Here is an 18,090-nt window from a genome sequence, read left to right as displayed (position 1 = left end):
CCCCCGCCAGCGGCGAATTGGTCAAGGATCACCCCACCGCGACGGACGAGGCCGTCGACCTGGCGAACGGCACACCGTACGGGCTGGGCTCCTACGTGTTCACGACGGACGCCGAGCAGGCGCTGCGCGTCGCCGACAAGATCGACGCAGGCATGGTCTTCATCAACGGCGTCGGACTCGAAGGCGCAGAACTGCCTTCCGGCGGGGTCAAGCGGTCCGGTTTCGGCCGCGAACTGGGCCGGGCCGGAATCGACGAGTCCGCCAACGCGAAGCTCATCCGCACAGCACGGACGTGATCGCCACAGCACACAGAGGAAAGTCGTCATGACCATCGAATTCGACGCCGCTGTCTTCAGGACGCCGAACGAACCACTGACCGTCGATAGAGTGACTCTTCCCTCGGCGCCTCCGCCCGGTGAGATGCTCGTGCGGCTCAAAGCGAGCGGGGTGTGCCACAGCGACCTTCATGTGCTCGTGGGCGACTGGGAGGCGCCTTCGCCAATGGTTCTCGGCCATGAAGGGTCCGGCATCGTCGAGAATGTCGGCGAAGGTGTCACGACGCTGAAGAAGGGCGATCACGTCGTGCTGTCCTGGACGCCTTCGTGTGGCCGCTGCCGCTATTGCGTCGGTGGCAGGCCCGTCCTCTGTGACATGGTCAGCCAGCATCCGGCGAACCATCTGTCGTTCGACGGTCGGCCTCGGATCACGTCCGCCGGCGGGGGCGACGTGTACAGCTTCGCGGGCCTCGGAACGTTCGGCCAGTGCACTCTCGTGCCCGAGCCGGGCGCGATCGCCATCCGGAACGACGCCCCGTTCGAACAGTCACCTCTGGTGGGGTGCGCCGTCACAACCGGCGTCGGCGCGGCCGTCAACACCGCCAGGGTGTGTCCGAGCGACACCGTGCTGGTCCTCGGCTGCGGCGGCGTCGGCCTGAACGCGATTCAGGGGGCTCGGCTCGCCGTCGTGCGGAAGATCATCGCAGCGGACATCTCCGATGACAAGCTCCAGCAGGCCAGCGTCTTCGGCGCGACCGATCTGATCGACAACGGCCGCGAGAAGGTCGCAGACAGGGTGTACCAGCTCACCGACGGACGCGGTGTGGAGATCGCCATCGAGGCCATCGGGCTGCCCCACACCATCGAGCCGGCCTACGAGGTCCTGGCCCGAGGCGGCACGGCCGTGGTCGCCGGGCAGGTGGCGGACCACATGAAGATCTCCATCGACCCGTTCGTCATGTCCGATCAGGAACTGTCGCTTCGACGCTGCGAACCCTCTGCGACCGGCACGGCGTCGTCCTCGTCTTCGACGAGGTGCCGGCCTGTGCACCGTGCACCGGGCCCGGGCGAAACAGGTGCCCGCTGTCGTTCTCGCCGGCGGTCGTGACTGGCGAGAGTGGCATCAGCAGCCACAGGGACAGCGAGGAAACGCCATCACGATCGAACCCACTTGGCCGTCGTCAAGGCAACGCGCAGTCGACCACGACGGCCAGGATGCCGGCGGCCGATCGGGCGTCCGGTCAACCGGAGTTCATGGTGAGGGAGAGGAATGCACATGACGACGCAGAAGCAGCCCCAGCCCCTGTCGTCGGTGGCGACGGGCACCCCGACGGACGAGATGGCCGAGCTCCTGACCCGCGATGGCGGCCTGATCGTCAAGAACTTCCTGACGCAGGAGCAGGTGAACCGCTTCAACGCCGAGATCAAGCCGCCGTTGCAGGCGCTTCGTCCGGGCTCTGCCCACGAGAGCGACGTGGTGGCCGCGTTCCACGGCAGCAGCACCAAGCGACTCACGAACCTGGTCACGCACAGCGCCACGTTCCGCAACGAGATCCTGGAGCACCGCCTGGTCCACGAGATCTGCGACCGGACCTTCCTCCCGGAGTCGGGCACGTACTGGATGACCACCGCACAGGTGATCGAAATCGGCCCCCACAGCCAGGCGCAGATGCTCCACCGGGACCTGGAGAACTGGTTCCCGTTCGTCGGGCTGGGGCCCAGCGGCCCGGAGGTCGCCCTCAACTTCCTGATCGCACTGACCGACTTCACGGAGGAGAACGGCGCCACCCGCGTCATCCCCGGAAGCAACCACTGGCGCGACTTCGAGGACCGCGGGACTCCTGAGCAGACGATTCCCGCGGTCATGAATGCCGGAGACGCCCTGCTGTTCAGCGGCAAGACCGCGCACGGGGGTGGAGCGAACCGGACGAGCGACGAGTACCGGCGGGCGGTGGCCTTCGCCCTCAACCCGGGGTTTCTCACCGGCGAGGAGGCGTACCCCTTTCTGGTCGACATGGAGCTCGTCAGGACGCTCTCGCCGCGTGTCCAGCGCCTGCTCGGGTTCCGCTCCCAGTATCCGACGGGCTCTCCTGGCCTGTGGCAGGTCGACTACGCCGATCTGGGCGACTACCTCGGCCTCTGAGAACCGACCCGATCAGGACACGCGCCCTGTCTCCTGACCGTAATGCTCCGTCACGGTCATGGGGTCTGGACCAGCGCCGTTCCCTCCCGGACGAAGGTCACCGGACTGGAGCGGGCCAGGCCACGGGCTGCCGCAGATGTCCGAGGAGCGCACGCCAAGGCTTGCCCGTACGTGCGCTCCATGGGGCAGCCGGCCGGTCTGTTGCTCCAGCGAGCCGACTGTGTCGCCCGACTAAGTCGAATATAGTGGGCGTATGGCTCATGTTTCCGCGGCGGAGCGCCGCCCCCAGTTGATCAAGGCGGCCATCGACCTGATGACCCGGGAGGGTGTCGCCGCGGGGAGTACCCGCGCCATCGCCGCGGAGCTCGGTGTCGCGCAGGCCACCGTCCACTACACCTTCGGCACGAAGGAGGACCTCTATCGCGCGGTCATGGACCAGATCACCGACGAGCTGGTGGCGCAGGTACAGCGGGCAGCGCCGGAGGACGCGGGCTTCGAGGAGACCTTCAGCGCCTTGGCGGGAGCCCTGTGGGGCACCGTGCGCGAGCCGACGACCCACCACCAGCTGCTCAGCGAGCTGACCATGTTCGCCCTGCGTGTGCCCGGTCTCAACGAGGCCCGGCAGAGCCACTACCGGCGGGTCATAGAGGTGACCGCACAGGTGATCACCGAGACGGCCGAGAGGACGGGACAGAAACTGGCGGAGTCCCCGGAGACGGTGGCCCGGTTCTTCCTCTCCGGCTTCGACGGCCTCACCATGCAGGTCCTCCTGTGCCTGCCGGACGAGGCCACTGAGCGGACAGGGCTCAGGGCTCTCGTGGCCGCGACCGTAGCGCTGGCCAAGGGCAGCCTCGCCCTGCCGGACGTCCCGACGGCCTGACACGACGTAAACTCGTTTGCGGGCGCGCCTTTCCAGGCGCGCCCGCAAACGTCTCTGCCTACTCGCGAGCTCAGCCGGCCCAGACGTCCTCGACGTAGCGCCCGGACTCGACGAGCGCCGCGAGCCACGCCACGGCCTGCTCATCGCTCGCACCGGTCCGTTCACGGTAGATCGCCATGAACGCTTCCCGTACGGCCGGTGCCATACGGCGGCCGTCGCCGCAGATGTAGACGCGCCCGTCGGACTCCAGGACCGACCACACCTCCTCGCTCTCGCGGGCGATGCGCTCCTGGACGAAGCGGGCGCCGTTCTCGGGTGCGTGCATGAAGGTGGGGCGCATGCTCACGGCGCCGGCCGCCTCGGCCGCCTCGAACTCCTCCCGGTGCAGGAAGTCCACGTCGGGATGGTCGCAGCCGAAGTAGCAGAGCAGGGTGCCGGTCGAGCCCGCGTGATGGCGATCGAGGACCGCGCCGCGGAAGGGCGCGAGGCCGGTGCCCGCGCTGATCAGGATCACCGGTACGGAGGTGTCCTCGGGGAGGCGGAAGGACTCGCTGCACGGCAGGACCCGGGCCTGGATCACATCGCCCGCGTTCACCGTCTGCAGGAAGTGCGAGGCGATGCCCCGGAAGGTGCCCTCCCCCGACCGGTGGGACGAGGCGAGCAGCGACACCATCAGGTCGGCCTCGCCGGGCCGGGCCGCGGCGGACGACGAGATCGAGTAGTGCCGGGGGCGCAGCACCGGCAGCAGCTCCAGGAAGCGCTCGAAGGGCAGTTCGCACGCGCGGTAGCGCTCCAGGAGGTCCAGGACGCTGAGCCCCGCGACGGTCACCTGCTCCCGGAAGGTCTCGGCATCGGCGGTGGCGAAGACGGTGAGCGGCTGCTTCTCCGGCGGGCAGGAAGTGTGCTCGGCGAGCACGGCGACCTGCTCCTGGGTGGCCGGGTCCTGCAGCTCGACGAAGTCGGTGAGCAGGCGGCGCAGGGTCAGCGGCCGGTCGACGGGCAGGGCGCCCCGGCTCCGGCGGCGGGCACGCAGCCGGACGGTGCGGTCCAGGTCGAGGCCGAAACGGTCGGCGACACGCTGGACGAGGGTCTCGGGGTTGCTGGGCAGGACGGCCAGGTGGTCAGCGGTGCGGTAGCTGACGCCCTCGGGCAGCCGGAGCCGCAGGAACCGCTTGGAGCGACCCAGTTCGTGGTCGGTGTCGACGAGTTCATACGCTTCGAGGACCTCCATCGGCTGGACGCCGTGGCGCTCGGCGAGACCGCCGAGGACCGACTCCGAGGTGTCCTCCAGCTCGTACAGTCCCTCCTCTTCCGTCACCGGTGCGGGGCCGGCCGCTTCGCCGGCGGACGCTTCTCCGTACTCATCCAGAAGGACCGTCCACAGCTCTTCCGTCCACTGGTCGACCGCTCCGGCGAAGTCGCCGGCAGCATCGGCGGCGCCGCGCTCCAGAAGCGGGACGGCGCCGGCGGCGGACAGACGCTCGTCGATCAGGGTGGGGATGCGCTGGTAGGTCGCCGCCCAGTTGCGGTCGCCGACACCGAGGACGGCGTACCGCAGGCCGGCGAGCGAGCCGGGGGCGAGGTTCTCCAGAGCGGCGACGAACTCGGCGGCGTCGTCGGTGGGGCGACCGTTGTAGGACGCGGCAACGATGACGACGGGGCCCTCGGTGCCGGCCAGCCGCCCCGTGTACTCGTCGAGGGCGGCGACGGATGGAGTGAAGCCGTGCTCCTCACCGTCGCCGCCGAGGTCGCGGGCGATACCGGCGCAGGTGCCGAGGTTGGATCCGTGCAGCAGGGTCAGCGCGGTGCCGCTCGCCCGGCGCGTCACGGTGGCGGTCCGGCCCGGGACGGAATCCGCTGCCGTGACAGCGGGCAGGCGCCGTTCGTCGCTGGTGCGGCGGGCGAGCCGGAGGCTGAACCCGTCGGGCTTGATGGTCAGCGTCGACTTGATCTTCAGCTGGTAGTCGGTGTGGTCGATCAGACGGTAACGGTGCACCAGCAGGCCCAGCAGCAGGGTGGCCTCGTGCAGCGCGAACTGGCGGCCGATGCAGGCCCGCTCGCCGTTGCCGAACGGCTTGAAGGCGTGGACCGAGCGGGCCGCCTCCCGCTCGGGCGTGAAGCGCTCGGGATCGAACAGCTCGACGTTCTCCCCCCAGGCCGCGTCACGGTGCAGGGCCGAGGTGATCACCATCAGCGACTCGCCCTTGCGTACGGGGTACTTGCCGCCGATGACGGTGTCCTCGATCGGCTCGACGGCGAACGCGGGGGCCGTCGGCCACAGCCGCAGGCTCTCGTTGAGCACCTGGCGGAGGTAGGTGAGCTTGCCGATGTCACCGTACTGGGGGTCCGGGGAGTCGGTGTCACCCCACAGGGCGTCCACCTCGGCCTGGGCCCGGGCGAGCACCTCCGGATGCTTGGTCAGGTAGTAGAGGGCGAAGGAGAGCGCGCTGCTGGTGGTCTCGTGGCCGGCGATCAGGAAGGTGATCACCTGGTGGCGGATGTTGACGTCGTCCAGCGGCTCGCCGGTGGCCGGGTCCTTGGTGTGCAGCATCAGCCCCATCAGGTCGTCCGTGCTGGTGTCGCCGGAGGTACGGCGCTCTCTGATCACGTCGTCGACGAGGTCCGTCATCAGGTCGACGTCCCTCCGGAACTGCTCGACCTTCTTCCTCTTGAAGTACTCGGAGCCCGGGATGGACTCGCCCTTCTCCTGGGCGAAGACGAGAGCACGGGACATCGCCTCGACGAACGGGTGCAGATCGTCGCGGCGGAAGGACTGGAAGTCGTAGCCGAAGCCGCACACGCCGATCGTGTCGAAGGTCAGCCGGGTCATCTCGTCGGGGACATCCACCGACTGCACCCCGGCGAGCCGGTCCCACTTGCCGATCAGTGAGCGGGCGACCTTGAGCATGGGGGCGTGGTAGCTGCGCATCGCGCCGAGCGAGAACGCGGGCATCAGGATGTCGTGGGCCTTGCGCCAGTTCGGTTCGTGGTTGTAGGCGGTGAACAGACCGTCCCCGGCCAGGGCCCGAACCTCGACCAGGTCGGCGTGAACGTGCTTGCGGAAGCGGGTCTCGTCCGACAGCTCGGTCACCAGGTCCAGGCCACCGATCATGACGGTGTCCCTCCCGAAGACCCGCAGCCGGTACACGGGCCCGAATTCCTTGAACTCCTTCAGCAGGTAGGCCAGGAAGTCCGCGCCTGCGGGAACGTTGAACGCGTGGCCTACGAGGGGCAGCGGGGGGCGCTCGGGGATCGCCCGCGCCGCACCTACGGACACCTGAGTCATGAGCGTGCCTTTCGTTGCACTCCAGCAGTCCCTCGCTAACCTACACGCGACTTTGTCGAGTGAACATGTCGCATGACTGTACCGATAGACACAGTCACTCGAGGGAACTTACTGACCCTTGAGAACGTCCGGCGAGCACTGCTTGACAGGGACCTCGCCAGCAGACACGGTTGCCCGACATGGTCAGCCGACCATGTCACGTGTATGCATTGCATGCGCACTTTTCACCGAGCACATCGAGGTTTCCGCATGAACACCATGCCGGCCGGACGGCTGCGCCTGGACACCCGCGCCTTCGCCGTCGAAGAGGTCCCGATCCCGGTTCCCGGCCCGGGCGAGGTCCTCGTCGAAGTACGGGCCGCCGGCGTCTGCCTGTCCGACCTCCACCTGATCGACGGCAGCCTGAGCCCCTTCTACCCCGTGGACGCCGTCAAGGACTCCGGTGCCATCACCCCTGGCCACGAGGTGGCCGGCGTCGTCCACACCGTCGGCCCCGACGTGAAGGGCGACTGGGCTCCCGGCCTGCGGGTCGTGCTCCAGGCCGGGCAGGCGTGCGGCGCTTGCGCCGGCTGTCTGCGCCGCATGCCCTGCCGCCGGCCGCTGACCCGAGGAGTGGACTACGACGGGGGCTGGGCGCAGTACGCACTGGCCCGGGAGGAAACCCTGCTTCCCATCCCGGACCACCTGCCGTTCGACCAGGCCGCGATCATCCCCGACGCCGTCTCCACCCCGTACGCCGCGATCGTGGAGACCGGCGCGGTCCGCCCCGCGCAGGCAGTCGGCATCTGGGGAGCGGGGGGCCTCGGCGCCCACGGCATCCGGCTCGCCCGCCTGGTCGGCGCCGCCCCTGTCATCGCTGTCGACCCGCTGCCCTCAGCCCGCGAACGCGCCCTTCTCTTCGGCGCCGACCACGCGCTGGATCCCACGGCCGGAGACTTCGCCGAGGCGGTGCGCGAGGCCACGGCGGGCCGGGGCATCGACGTCGCCTTCGACTTCGCCGGCGTCGGAGCGGCCCGCGCCCAGGCCACCACCGTGCTCGGCCCGAACGGCGTCCTGGTGCTCGCCGGCCTCACCCCGGAGCCGGTCACCGTCGCCGACAGCATCGGCTTCTGCTTCAACGCCCGGCAGATCCGCGGACACTACGGCTCCGAGCCGGAGCACGTGGAACAGCTCGTCGGACTGGCCGCCGCCGGACGCATCGACCTCGGCCCCTCCGTCAGCGCCCACATCCCCCTGGCCGAAGCCGAAGCCGCCGTCGCCCGGCTGGAGCAGAAGACCGGAGACCCGATCCGCCTCGTACTCATCCCCTGAGCAAAGGGGAGCGGAGCCCGGACCACCAGGCACAACTCGGCCGATCCGGCCTCCGCCTCCACCACCGCCCGAAGGTCGGCGGCACTCTGGGGTATTCGACCATCCGGCGCTGACAGGGCAGCCACTCAAGTGCGACAACTACCTGCTCGGCTGCGCCTGGCGCGCCGACTGCTCGACAGCGCGCCTTTCACCCCGGCCCGGCTGGCCCGTCTGGCCGACCCGCAGCTGTGGTCCGCGTTCGGGGCGTGCACGGCCACGCGAGCGGAGACCGCCACGCTCCGGAACGAGCCGCACCGGTCGCAGGCCGTGGCCGTACACGCCCCGAGGGGGTACGGGTGGAGCCTCTCCCTACGCGAGATCTACAGTGCCGCGCCACTGCTGGAGGGGCAGCGGATCGAGCGGGCCGCGCCCGAACTGGTGGCCGAGCTGGACGCTCTGCGTGCGTTGCCCAACGGGTTCCACGGCCGGTGAAGCTGAGCGTCGGCCGTCACACCGCTCACCCGTGTCACCCACGTACGCGGTAACTGAGCCCCGCGTAGGAGAAGTTTCCTGACCCCAGCGTGCCCGTCACGTAAAGCAGGTCGCCGTCCTTGCCGGGTGCGCCAGGGCGGCAGCCGGCGTTGTAGTAGACCTCCACGTCCCGCTCGGAGATCGCCAGGAAGGACTGGACGGGAGTGGGCAGTTCCTGGCACTCGCCGACCTTGTCGAGGTTGGCCGCGATCGCGCTCCCGGTGCCGTTCGGCCCGGTGTAGAAGGTGATGCCCGGGAGCCCCGCCGCGCCGGCGGGCGCGCTTCCGGCTCCGAGGACGAGCAGACCGCTCGCGAGGACCGCGCTCGCAGCCGCCGCGACTCTGGAGAATTTCGTCGTCATGTCTCCGCCTTTGATCGGTGAAGTTGATGAAGTCGGTAGAAGGGGAGGTTGAGTGCATGGGTGGGGCGGCTGGTAGTGGGTGACCGGCGGCTCGGGTCAGGCGTCGAGGATGCTCTCCGCCGCCTCGCGTAGCGTGCGGGCGACATCGTTCTGATCGTCGAGATATCCGCCTGCCATCGCCCCGTCGCGCAGCACCATGAGCGCCCGCGCCACCCGGTCGGGATCGGGGTGCCCGGTGTCGCGCACCACCTCACGCAGAACACCGCGGAACCAGCGGCGGTGTTCTGCCACGCTGATGCGTACGGGATGCTGCGGATCGGGATACTCCGCGGCCGCGTTGAGGAAACCGCAGCCGCGGAATTCCGGCCGCAGGACGCTGTCGGCGACCATGGCGATGATCTCCAGTAGAGCCGCACGCCCCCGGTGGGCGCCGGTGATCGCCTCCACCGTCCGCTTCACCCGCGCGTCCCGCTCCCGCAGATAGGCCACGACCAGCCCGTCTTTGCTGGAGAAGTGACGGTAGAAGGTGGCTCGGGTGACACCCGCTTCCCGTACGAGCTGATCGACACCCACGGTGTGTATGCCGTTCGCGTAGAACAGCTCGCCCGCGATGTTCAGCAGCCGCTCACGCGGATGATCCGTTCCCCTGCCGCCCCAAGTCATGGGCAACAGCGTACGGACGGCCTGCCGAAACCTTCGGCCTGTCACAGCACCGGACCGCATCCGGACCACGTCCGGATCTCATCAGAGCGCGTCAATCGGTCATGGCGTCCCCTCGGGGAGAAAGAACGTTCATTCTGCCTGCCCCTCACACGCTACGCACCCCGTCCCCACGCCGTACAGATTCAACTTCAGCCATATCCCCGTCCTGGCCGAAAGCAGCCGAACGCCTCGGCCGTGCGCCCCAGTTGCCGATCAGCCCGACTTCCGTCACCGCCTTGACCGGTGACGCATTGCCTGGCACAGTCGTCGCACACCCGCCCGGCCGGGCCGGCGCACCGGAGGACTTCACGTGATCGACAGACGCACCTTCAACAAGGCCGTGAGCCTGAGCACGGGCGCGGCCGCCGTGTCGCTGGCCGCCCCGCAGGCTTCGTCGCCCGCCTCCGCCGCTCCACGTGACGGCGCGGGGGCTTCCGGGCCCTCCGCGGCCGTCGGGAGTGCGCACCCATCATTCGACCGTGTCCGGCAGGTCACCGCGGGGCTGCTCGACGTCGGTTACGCGGAAGCGGGCCCGGCGCACGGCCCCGTCGTCATCTGCCTGCACGGCTGGCCCTACGACATCCACAGCTTCATCGACGTCGCTCCCCTGCTGGCGGCGCGCGGCTACCGCGTGATCGTCCCGTATCTGCGCGGCCACGGATCGACCCGCTTCCGCTCGCCCCGGACGTTGCGGAACGCGCAGCAGTCGGCGGTCGCCCTGGACATCATCGCCCTGATGGATGCCCTCGGCATCGACCGGGCCGTGCTGGCCGGCTTCGACTGGGGGTCCCGTACGGCCGACATCATCGCGGCCCTGTGGCCCGAACGTGTCAAGGCACTGGTCTCGGTGAGCGGGTACCTGATCACCGATGTCGAGGCGCAGCAGGAGCCGTTGTCCCCGCAGGCCGAGCACACCTGGTGGTACCAGTACTACTTCGCCACCGAGCGTGGCCGGCGCGCCATGGAGGACGGGGACAAGCGGGCCGAACTGTGCCGGCTCGTCTGGGACACCGTCTCGCCGACCTGGGACTTCGACGATGCCACGTTCGCACGCACCGCAGCCGCCTTCGAGAATCCGGACCACGCCGACATCGTGATCCACAACTACCGCTGGCGGCTGGGTCTCGCCGACGGCGAGCGCCGTTACGACCGCTACGAGAGGCGGCTCGCCACCCGGCCGGTCATCACGGTGCCGACCATCACCCTGGACCCCGAACGGGATCCGTTCACCGCGCCCGGCAACGGCTCTTCGTACCGCGACCGCTTCACCGGCGCGTACGAGCACCGCACACTGACCGGCATCGGACACAACCTGCCACAGGAAGCGCCCGTCGCCTTCGCCCAGGCGGTCCTGGACGTGGACCACTTCTGACCACTGAGCGACTACGTACGCACACACGGAGGCCGACGATGAACACTTACGCCACAGCCAACACGGCCGGCGGTTCGGCAGCCCGGCAGGCGAAGGTCGGCAAGCCGCCCGAGCGCGTCCCGTACCAGGGCATGGCCACGGAAAAGGCCCTGCCGTTGAGCCGCGCACAGAGCGCGTACACCCCCGAGGGGACGTGGAACCACTTCTCGCGCCTGGCTCTGGACCTCGGCCTTTAGAGGCGGCGAGGCCCCTTCAACAGAGCGGGTCGGCGTTCCACCTTGCAATCGGAACAACGTTCCGCTTTTGCTTCCGCCGCCCGATGCGGGCTCCCCTGTCCACCCGTCCCGTGGGCGAGCAACCAAGCTTGGAGCAAGCGACCTGCGGGCGGTGGCGCAGGACTCCTTGTTCGTCCGGAACGGGCTGAGGGGCCGGGTGATCGGTGACAGCGAGCCGTGCCTACACGTGTTCTCCGACCCCGGCTCCGCCCGCCTGTTCGCAGAAGTACTGCCGCGCCCCGATCACCCTGCACCCCGGAGCCCAGCCGGTCCGCCACAACCTGGACCCGAGGCTTGTCCCACAATGATCGAATAGCTGAGAGTCAGGAGGCTCCGTGACGGGCCCCCGGCCTACCCAGCCAGGGCCAGGTTGTGGAGGCGGGTGATGCCGCGCATCGCAGTCGTTGCGGTTGCCGGGCAGGGGCTGGCCGGCCGTCACGATGAGCCGGGTGTCAGCGTCGACAACGACCTGGTGGTTACTGTAGGCGTCGGCGCAGGGCTGCCTGAGGCCAAGTGCTTGCATTGGTCTGGACCTGGAGGCCGTGAAGTCGCCATGCTGTTGACGAGCACACGCCAACGCTCATCCCCTCGGTATGGAAAGGTCCCGCCATGCCCCCACAGTCGCCGCAGCCCGTGGAGCACACCGGCCGAGCCACCGCGACCTCCGGCCTCGCCCGCCGCTCGCTTCTCGGGGCGCTGGGCGCCGGCGTGCTCGGTGCCGCGTCCGGGGTCCACGCTTCCGCCGCGCGGGCCCTGACGTCGTCCGCACGGCCGGAGGCCGCCGATCCGCGTCCGGTGTTCCTGGGTACGTACGGCAACGGCATCATCTCCTGCACGTACGACACCACGACCGGCGCACTGACCCGGCGGGGCGGTTTCCCGGCGGTGACCGACCCGTCCTTCCTCGCGGTCTCCCCCGACGGCAAGGTGCTCTACTCCCTCGACAACGGCGGACGGCAAGGCGCGGTACGGGCCTTCGCCATCGGCACCGGCGGCGCGCTCACGCCCTTGGGCCGGGCGCAGTCCACGGGCGGCGCCAATGTCACCCACCTGTCGGTGCACCCCACCGGCCGCTACCTGCTCAGCGCCAACTACGGGGCAGGCAGCGTCGCGGCGCACCGGATCAACGGCGACGGCAGCGTGGGCACCCGTACCGCGCTCGTCCAGCACACCGGCTCCGGGCCCGACCCCGGGCGCCAGGAGGGCCCGCACGCGCACCAGATCATCACCGATCCCCTGGGCCGCCACGTCTTCGCCGTCGACCTGGGCACCGACAAGGTGTACACGTACCGACTCGACACCGCGAGCGGCACGCTGCAGCCGGTTTCCGAGGCCCGCTCGGTGGCGGGCGCCGGCCCCCGCCACATGGTCTTCCACCCGACGGCCCCGTACGCGTACGTCGCCAACGAACTGAACAGCACGATCACCGTCTACGGACACCATCAGACGACCGGCGTGCTCACCCGTGGCGAGAGCCGGCCCACCGTCCCCGGCGGTCACGCGGCGGCCGTCCGCAACTACCCGGCGGAGGTGGCGATTTCGGCCGACGGCCGGTTCCTCTACCTCTCCAACCGGGGGCATGAGAGCATCGCCCGGTTCGCCGTCACCGAGGACGGTTCCAGCCTGCGTCTGGTGGACACGGTGCCCAGCGGCGGCTCCTGGCCCCGGCACATCAGCCTCGCGCCGTCGGGCACCCTGCTGTTCGCGGCCAACCAGTACGGCAGGACGGTCGGCGTCTTCACCGTGAACCGGGAAACCGGCGCCCTCACCGCCTCCGGGCCGCCCTTCGCCACGTCTTCGCTCGGCTGCGCCCTGCCCGTCTGACACCGCCGACCCCCGCACGCCTGCCCACGTCTCCCCCCTCCGGCTCGCCGCCCTCACCGGAGAAGCCAGGCCCGTTCTCCACGGGTCTCCACGGGCCTGGCTTCGTTGCCATACACACGGCCGCGCACGGCCATACACGGTCACGCCCACGGCCGTACACGCGCGGGACAGTCAGCCTCCTGCCGCCGCCCCGGCCGCGACGACCTCCCGGTTGACAGCGCGGACGCGGACGGGATCAACCTTGAGCTGGCGCCGGTCGTACGTCCAGAACCCGTTGAGTTCGTTCTCCAGGTCGGAGACCTGCGTGTAGACCGAGCCGGACAGTTGCTCGCCTGCCTGGCGCAGGTAGAACCGCCGGGTGTTGTCGACGTACTTCCGGGTCAGCGCCTCCGGGTCGGCCACCCCGCTGTAGATCACGGTGGGGGCGCCGGGCCACATGTGACCGGGAGTGCGCAGGGTGAAGCCGCCGTGTTCGCCGTCCATGGCGGCCCGGTGATCGTCGGGTGCGGGCGGGTCGACGTTGTTGTAGTCGTGGTGATCGATGATGTCACCCTTACCCGAATCGCCCTTTGAGTCGCAGCAGTTGACGCCGCTGTGCGCGTTGACGACGCGCGAGGGGTCGGCGTCCTTGACGGCCTCGGCGAGCCGGCCGGTGGCGGCGCGGTCCCACTCGCCCCAGCCCTCGTTGAAGACGACGTAGCCGCCGACAGCCGGTGAGTTGTGCGTCTGCTGCATCATCTCCTTGCCCTGCTCGGTGAAGGCCTGCTGCCCTCGTTCGTCGGTGATGGTGCCGGAGACGAAGTCCTGCCACACCAGCAGTCCGATCCGGTCCGCGTGGTAGTACCAGCGGGGCGACTCGACCTTGATGTGCTTGCGTACCGCGTTGAAGCCGAGCCGCTTCTGTCCCTCCAGGTCGAAGCGGAGCGCGTCGTCGCTGGGCTGGGTGTGGAGGCCGTCCGGCCAGAAGCCCTGGTCCAGCATGGCGAGGGAGAAGAAGGGCCGGCCGTTCAGTACGAGCTTGGGGTGGCCGCCGACTTTCTGTACGCCGATGGAGCGCATCCCGAAGTAGCTCTTGACGGAGTCCTTCGGCCCGCCGTCGCGGAGGGTGACTTCGAGGTCGTAGAGATAGGGGTCGTCGGGCGACCACAGGTGCTGGTTCCGCAGCTTCAGATTCAGGTTGGCGTTGGCCGCTCCGGTGACCCTGCCGACCACCCGGCCCTTCTTGTCGCGCGCCACGGCCGTGACCTTCGCCCGCGGCGAGGCGTTACGGGACTCCGCCGTCACCTTGAGGGTGCTGCTGCCGATGTCGGGGGTGCTGACGATCCTGTCGACGGCCGTCCTGGCGACGGGTTCCAACCAGACGGTCTGCCAGATGCCGGAGGACTGGGTGTAGAAGATGCCGCCTGGGCGCGGCGTCTGCTTGCCCTTCGGCTGGTTGGCGCCGCCGGTGTCGGTGACGCCGACGATGATCTCCTGTTGGCCGCTCTTCTTCAGCGCGTCGGTGATGTCGGCGCTGAACGCGGTGTAGCCGCCGGTGTGCCGGGCCACCTGCTTGCCGTTGACCCAGACCCGCGCTTCGTAGTCGACGGCGCCGAAGTTGAGCTTGAGGCGCCGCGCGGTGCCGACGTGCCAGCCCTTGGGGACGGTGACGAGCCTGCGGTAGAACATGTGGTCCTCGTGCCGCTCGATCCCGGAGAGCTGCGACTCGACGGGGAACGGCACCGTGATCCTTTCGGCCAGCCGCTTGCCGAACGGGGGCTGCTCGTCCTTACGGGCGCCGGCGAACTCCCAACGGCCGTTGAGGTTCTTCCACTGCGCCCGCCTCTCCTGCGGCCGGGGGTACTCGGGCAGCGGGTTGTCCGGGTCCACGTTGTCGCCCCATTCGGTGGTCAGCCGGTGGGTGGAGAGGTTCCCGGCCGCGCGGATCACCACGGGCACGGGCTTCCCGTTGCTGGTCAGCCCGCCCTTGCCGTCGTATCCGAAGCGCACCCGCTGTCCCTTCTGGACGGGTCCGGCCAGCGTGAGGACCACGGAGCGCGGGTCGTTCCCGTCCCTGACGGCCGACTCCACGGGCATCTGCGTGGAGTCGGCCTCCAGCATCAGGTGGTCCTTGAGCGCCTCGGCCCCGCGGACCTCACCCTCGAACGTCGCCCGCAGCCGCCGTCCATCGGCCCCGACGACCAGATTTACCGGGTACGGCTCGAAGCCGTCCGGCAGGCTGAAGGCCGACTCCGGGACCGGTTGCCGCTCGACGTCCGGGCTCTGCCAGCTCAGCACCATGTTGGAACCGCCGAAGTCCTGGAACATCTCGAACCGGAAGTCGTACTGCCGGCCGGCGGTCAGTTCGAGGGGTTGGCTCTTGACCTCGACGTCCCAGTCGGGCGCCCAGTGGTCGATGACCGGCTTGCCGTCGACGAAGAACCGGAAGCCGTTGTCCCCCTTCGCGAAGAAGGTGAACTTGCCGCTCTTGGGCACCTCGATCCTGCCGCTCCAGCGGGCCGTGGTGTGCTCGGTGCGCCCCGTGGTGAACCGGAAGACGGAGCTCAGGTCGGGGAAGTCGACGGCCGGCTCCAGGGTCGTCCCGCCCAGCTCGGCGAAGTCGCGGGCGCCGGGTTCGGACATCCGGAAGTACTCGCCCTTGAGGCCGCGCCCCGTCTCGTGCGGAGCTTCCGCCGCCCGTGCCGGCGGCACCGGGCCGCTGACCGCGAGCGAGCCGGCGAGGGCGCACAGTAAGGCACAGAACAGCAGGTGGGAGGAGAGGCGTCGGGGGTGTCTCATGCGGTGTCTTCGGTGCGGGACACCTCTGGCACGCGGGCTCAGGCCACGCAGAGAAGGAAACATAGTCAAACAGTTAGGCACAGCCTGCACCGCAAAACAACAGTTCTGCACGGCAATTGCCGTGGCGGGCACCGTTCGACCGAGGCCGCCGGAAACGGTCAGCACGCGCCGTTCGCCGGACACGGTCAGCACGCACCGATCGCCGGACCCGAAAGTGCCGCCTCGCCGTACCACCAGATCGGTACGGCGAGGCGGCACAAGTCATGCGACGGCCCCCACGGGTCAGCCCGCGTGCGGCTGCCGGGCGCTGGACGACAGACGGCCGGCCGCGAGCTGCCACTCCCGGTGCAGGGCGCCCAGGGGAATGCGCTTCTGGAAGAGCGGGGTACCGAAGACCGTCAGCTGAGCCTGGAGCGAGCCCGAGAGGTCCAGCCCTCCGAAGGCCTTCCAGTCGGCCGTGGCGGAACCCTTCCCGTCGGAGGAGCCGGTGACCACGGCACTGCCTTCGCCGCGCAGGTACGGGGCGATGTCGGCGCTCACCCCGGCCATGCCGTACAGGCCGACGCCCGCCTCGGCACCGAGTACGGCCTTGGCCCGGCCCGCCGCCGTCACGGCGGCCTGGACCGGGGTGGCTTTCAGGCCGGACTCACTGACCGGCTTCCAGCCCCTGGCCCAGCTGTAGCTGCCGCCGACCCGGAAACCTCCCTTGAGGTCCTGCTTGACATCGACAGTGATCCGGCCGTCGGCCTCCACCGCGAGATAGCACGTGAGGTCGAGGTTGACGACGACGGGCACCGGGCCGACCTGGACGACCGGGTCCGCGTGCAGCTTGGCGAACGGCATCCGCAGCGGCTTGTCCTTGCCGGTCGACGCGGCGGCCCGGCCCTTGAACTGCCATTGGGAGGACCAGTCACCCGACAGCCCGATGTAGGCACCGCGGGGAGCCGTGCCGGTTCCGGTCCCGGGAGCGGCGGAGTCGGTGTGCGTACGGTTGCCGTGGTAGCCGAACTCCACCTTCGGGGAGAGCTGGACGAAGCCGGAGACCGAGGCGGCGGCATCGGCCGGAGCACCCTCGGCGGTGGCGACCGACGCGCCGACGTCGAGGCGCAGGCTGCCCAGGGGCAGCGTGGCGCCCTGCGGGCCGAACCGGCGCCCGCCGTTCTTCGCCCAGGACACTTTCACGCCCTTGACCAGCGGCTCGACCGAGAAACCCGCCGGATCGACGGGCACCTTCCCGTCCGCCTCGTCCTTGCCCAGCAGCGCGTCGAGCGTGGCCGGGGCGGTGTTGACCTCCGTGCCCTGGTGCGTCGTGCCCAGCACCTTGGTGACCTTGGCCAGTACGCCGCTGGGGGCGCCGGGGGCAGGTGCGCTCGCGATGACGTCGCCGACGACCACCGCCGACTTCTCCCCCGGGGAAGCGGGCTTGGCGGGCTTGGCGGCCCCTCCAGTTCCTCCAGCACCGTCAGACACCTCAGTCCCCCCAGTCCCTCCGGCCCCCTCGGAACCGACGGAGGGAGCGGGGGCGGAGGGAACGGGGGCGGAAGGCGCGGGAGAGCCGGACGCCGAGGCCGATGGCGCCGGGGAGGAGGAGCCAGAGGCCCCCGAGGGCCCCTTCGGAGCGACCACCGCCCCCGCGATGACCGCGCGCCCGCTGCGCCGGTCGTACGAGGCGATCCGCAGCGAGGACTTGTGCGTCACGTGCCCGTCGCGGGACGGGCGCGCCACTGCGGTGGCGCCGGACGGAGCGGACGGTGCCGGAACCGCGGTGACCGGCAGCCGCCGCCCGTCGCCGGTGGCACCGCCGCCCTGGCCGGTGTCGCCCGCGGCGTCCAGTTCGGCGGCCGGGGCAGCGGCCGCCCCGCCTACGCCATCGGCACCGGCGGCCTCGGCGGCGTCGCCGACCCGGCCGGCCTTCCCGGTACCGACCGACGAACACCCCGCGGCCAGCAGGGAGATGGTGGTCAAGGCAGGTATGAGTGCCTGCTTGGTGATCTTGTGCACAGTGGGCCCTCGGGACGTGGGGTGGGGTGCGCCACGACGGAGTCGGCTCCGCAGGCAGCGCCTCACGACGACGGGACGTTCGCGAAGATTCGCGGAACGGATGCGCGTGATCATGCCATGACTTTCCCGTCCGCGAGAATCGCGCCCATGCCGAACGATTGGCCTATACCAGAGGTGATGTTTCACGATAAACCAATACCGTGCCTTCATTCAGCCCGGCGCCCACCCCACCGCCCTCCCGAACCGGAGCCACCCGGCGGGCAGTTGACGCCTCAACCAGCAGTCCCGACCATTGCGCCGGGACCGCGTCAAGGCAAGAAAGTCCGGGCCGCACCCCCAGAGGAATTACCCGCAGGGATACGGCGGTTGCCC

At 69.8% G+C, this 18,090-nt stretch carries 12 protein-coding genes and 3 pseudogenes; 9 read left to right on the top strand and 6 right to left on the bottom strand.

The window, feature by feature from the left end:
* Positions 1-44: 44 nt before the first annotated feature.
* The 4 genes and pseudogenes from OEIGOIKO_RS40145 to OEIGOIKO_RS40130 all read left to right on the top strand — a co-directional run.
* Positions 45-296: pseudogene (locus OEIGOIKO_RS40145) on the top strand (aldehyde dehydrogenase family protein); the annotation flags it as partial.
* A gap of 28 nt (positions 297-324) precedes the next feature.
* Entirely contained in the window at positions 325-1,383 is a 1,059-nt protein-coding gene (locus OEIGOIKO_RS40140; RefSeq protein ID WP_125058192.1) for an alcohol dehydrogenase catalytic domain-containing protein, read from the top strand.
* A 168-nt stretch (positions 1,384-1,551) separates the two neighbouring features.
* On the top strand, positions 1,552-2,418 hold the full coding sequence (locus OEIGOIKO_RS40135) for a phytanoyl-CoA dioxygenase family protein (protein WP_125058191.1): 867 nt from the start codon (positions 1,552-1,554) through the stop codon (positions 2,416-2,418).
* Positions 2,419-2,671: 253 nt separating this feature from the next.
* A complete protein-coding gene (locus OEIGOIKO_RS40130; RefSeq protein ID WP_125058190.1) occupies positions 2,672-3,298 on the top strand; it encodes a TetR/AcrR family transcriptional regulator in 627 nt (208 codons plus the stop codon).
* 70 nt (positions 3,299-3,368) lie between these two features.
* Here OEIGOIKO_RS40130 and OEIGOIKO_RS40125 read toward each other — a convergent pair whose 3' ends face one another.
* On the bottom strand, positions 3,369-6,584 hold the full coding sequence (locus OEIGOIKO_RS40125; protein WP_125058189.1) for a bifunctional cytochrome P450/NADPH--P450 reductase: 3,216 nt from the start codon (positions 6,582-6,584) through the stop codon (positions 3,369-3,371).
* 249 nt (positions 6,585-6,833) lie between these two features.
* On the opposite strand from OEIGOIKO_RS40125, the gene OEIGOIKO_RS40120 reads away from it, so the two are divergent.
* Both OEIGOIKO_RS40120 and OEIGOIKO_RS40115 read left to right on the top strand, forming a co-directional pair.
* On the top strand, positions 6,834-7,895 hold the full coding sequence (locus tag OEIGOIKO_RS40120) for a zinc-binding dehydrogenase (RefSeq protein ID WP_125058188.1): 1,062 nt from the start codon (positions 6,834-6,836) through the stop codon (positions 7,893-7,895).
* Between the two features lie 129 nt (positions 7,896-8,024).
* On the top strand, positions 8,025-8,366 hold the full coding sequence (locus OEIGOIKO_RS40115; protein WP_125058187.1) for a hypothetical protein: 342 nt from the start codon (positions 8,025-8,027) through the stop codon (positions 8,364-8,366).
* Positions 8,367-8,400: 34 nt separating this feature from the next.
* Here the strand turns inward: OEIGOIKO_RS40115 and OEIGOIKO_RS40110 are convergent, their stop codons facing one another.
* Together OEIGOIKO_RS40110 and OEIGOIKO_RS40105 are read right to left on the bottom strand one after the other, a co-directional pair.
* The gene (locus OEIGOIKO_RS40110) at positions 8,401-8,766 is read right to left on the bottom strand and encodes a hypothetical protein (protein WP_125058186.1); all 366 of its coding nucleotides are present in this window, start codon (positions 8,764-8,766) and stop codon (positions 8,401-8,403) included.
* 96 nt (positions 8,767-8,862) lie between these two features.
* Positions 8,863-9,429, bottom strand: coding sequence for a TetR/AcrR family transcriptional regulator (locus OEIGOIKO_RS40105; RefSeq protein ID WP_125058185.1), 567 nt, complete (start codon positions 9,427-9,429; stop codon positions 8,863-8,865).
* Between the two features lie 349 nt (positions 9,430-9,778).
* Between OEIGOIKO_RS40105 and OEIGOIKO_RS40100 the strand changes: the two genes are divergently transcribed.
* Together OEIGOIKO_RS40100 and OEIGOIKO_RS40095 are read left to right on the top strand one after the other, a co-directional pair.
* Positions 9,779-10,840, top strand: a complete 1,062-nt coding sequence (locus OEIGOIKO_RS40100; protein WP_125058184.1) for an alpha/beta fold hydrolase — start codon at positions 9,779-9,781, stop codon at positions 10,838-10,840.
* Positions 10,841-10,878: 38 nt separating this feature from the next.
* Positions 10,879-11,076: a hypothetical protein gene (locus tag OEIGOIKO_RS40095; RefSeq protein WP_125058183.1), complete on the top strand. Its 198-nt coding sequence runs from the start codon at positions 10,879-10,881 to the stop codon at positions 11,074-11,076.
* A 430-nt stretch (positions 11,077-11,506) separates the two neighbouring features.
* Here the strand turns inward: OEIGOIKO_RS40095 and OEIGOIKO_RS40090 are convergent.
* Positions 11,507-11,596: pseudogene (locus OEIGOIKO_RS40090) on the bottom strand (IS5/IS1182 family transposase); the annotation flags it as partial.
* 128 nt (positions 11,597-11,724) lie between these two features.
* Between OEIGOIKO_RS40090 and OEIGOIKO_RS40085 the strand changes: the two are divergent.
* Positions 11,725-12,939 (top strand): lactonase family protein, encoded by a 1,215-nt coding sequence (locus tag OEIGOIKO_RS40085; RefSeq protein ID WP_125058182.1) that lies wholly within the window; start codon positions 11,725-11,727, stop codon positions 12,937-12,939.
* 177 nt (positions 12,940-13,116) lie between these two features.
* Here the strand turns inward: OEIGOIKO_RS40085 and OEIGOIKO_RS40080 are convergent.
* Positions 13,117-15,717 (bottom strand): annotated as a pseudogene (locus tag OEIGOIKO_RS40080) (PA14 domain-containing protein); the annotation flags it as partial.
* 282 nt (positions 15,718-15,999) lie between these two features.
* Positions 16,000-17,682, bottom strand: coding sequence for a hypothetical protein (locus OEIGOIKO_RS40075; RefSeq protein ID WP_371859007.1), 1,683 nt, complete (start codon positions 17,680-17,682; stop codon positions 16,000-16,002).
* Positions 17,683-18,090: the final 408 nt, after the last annotated feature.

It is taken from the genome of Streptomyces paromomycinus (assembly GCF_003865155.1).
GTDB lineage: Bacteria > Actinomycetota > Actinomycetes > Streptomycetales > Streptomycetaceae > Streptomyces > Streptomyces chrestomyceticus.
This window is presented reverse-complemented; position numbering and strand designations above follow the sequence as displayed.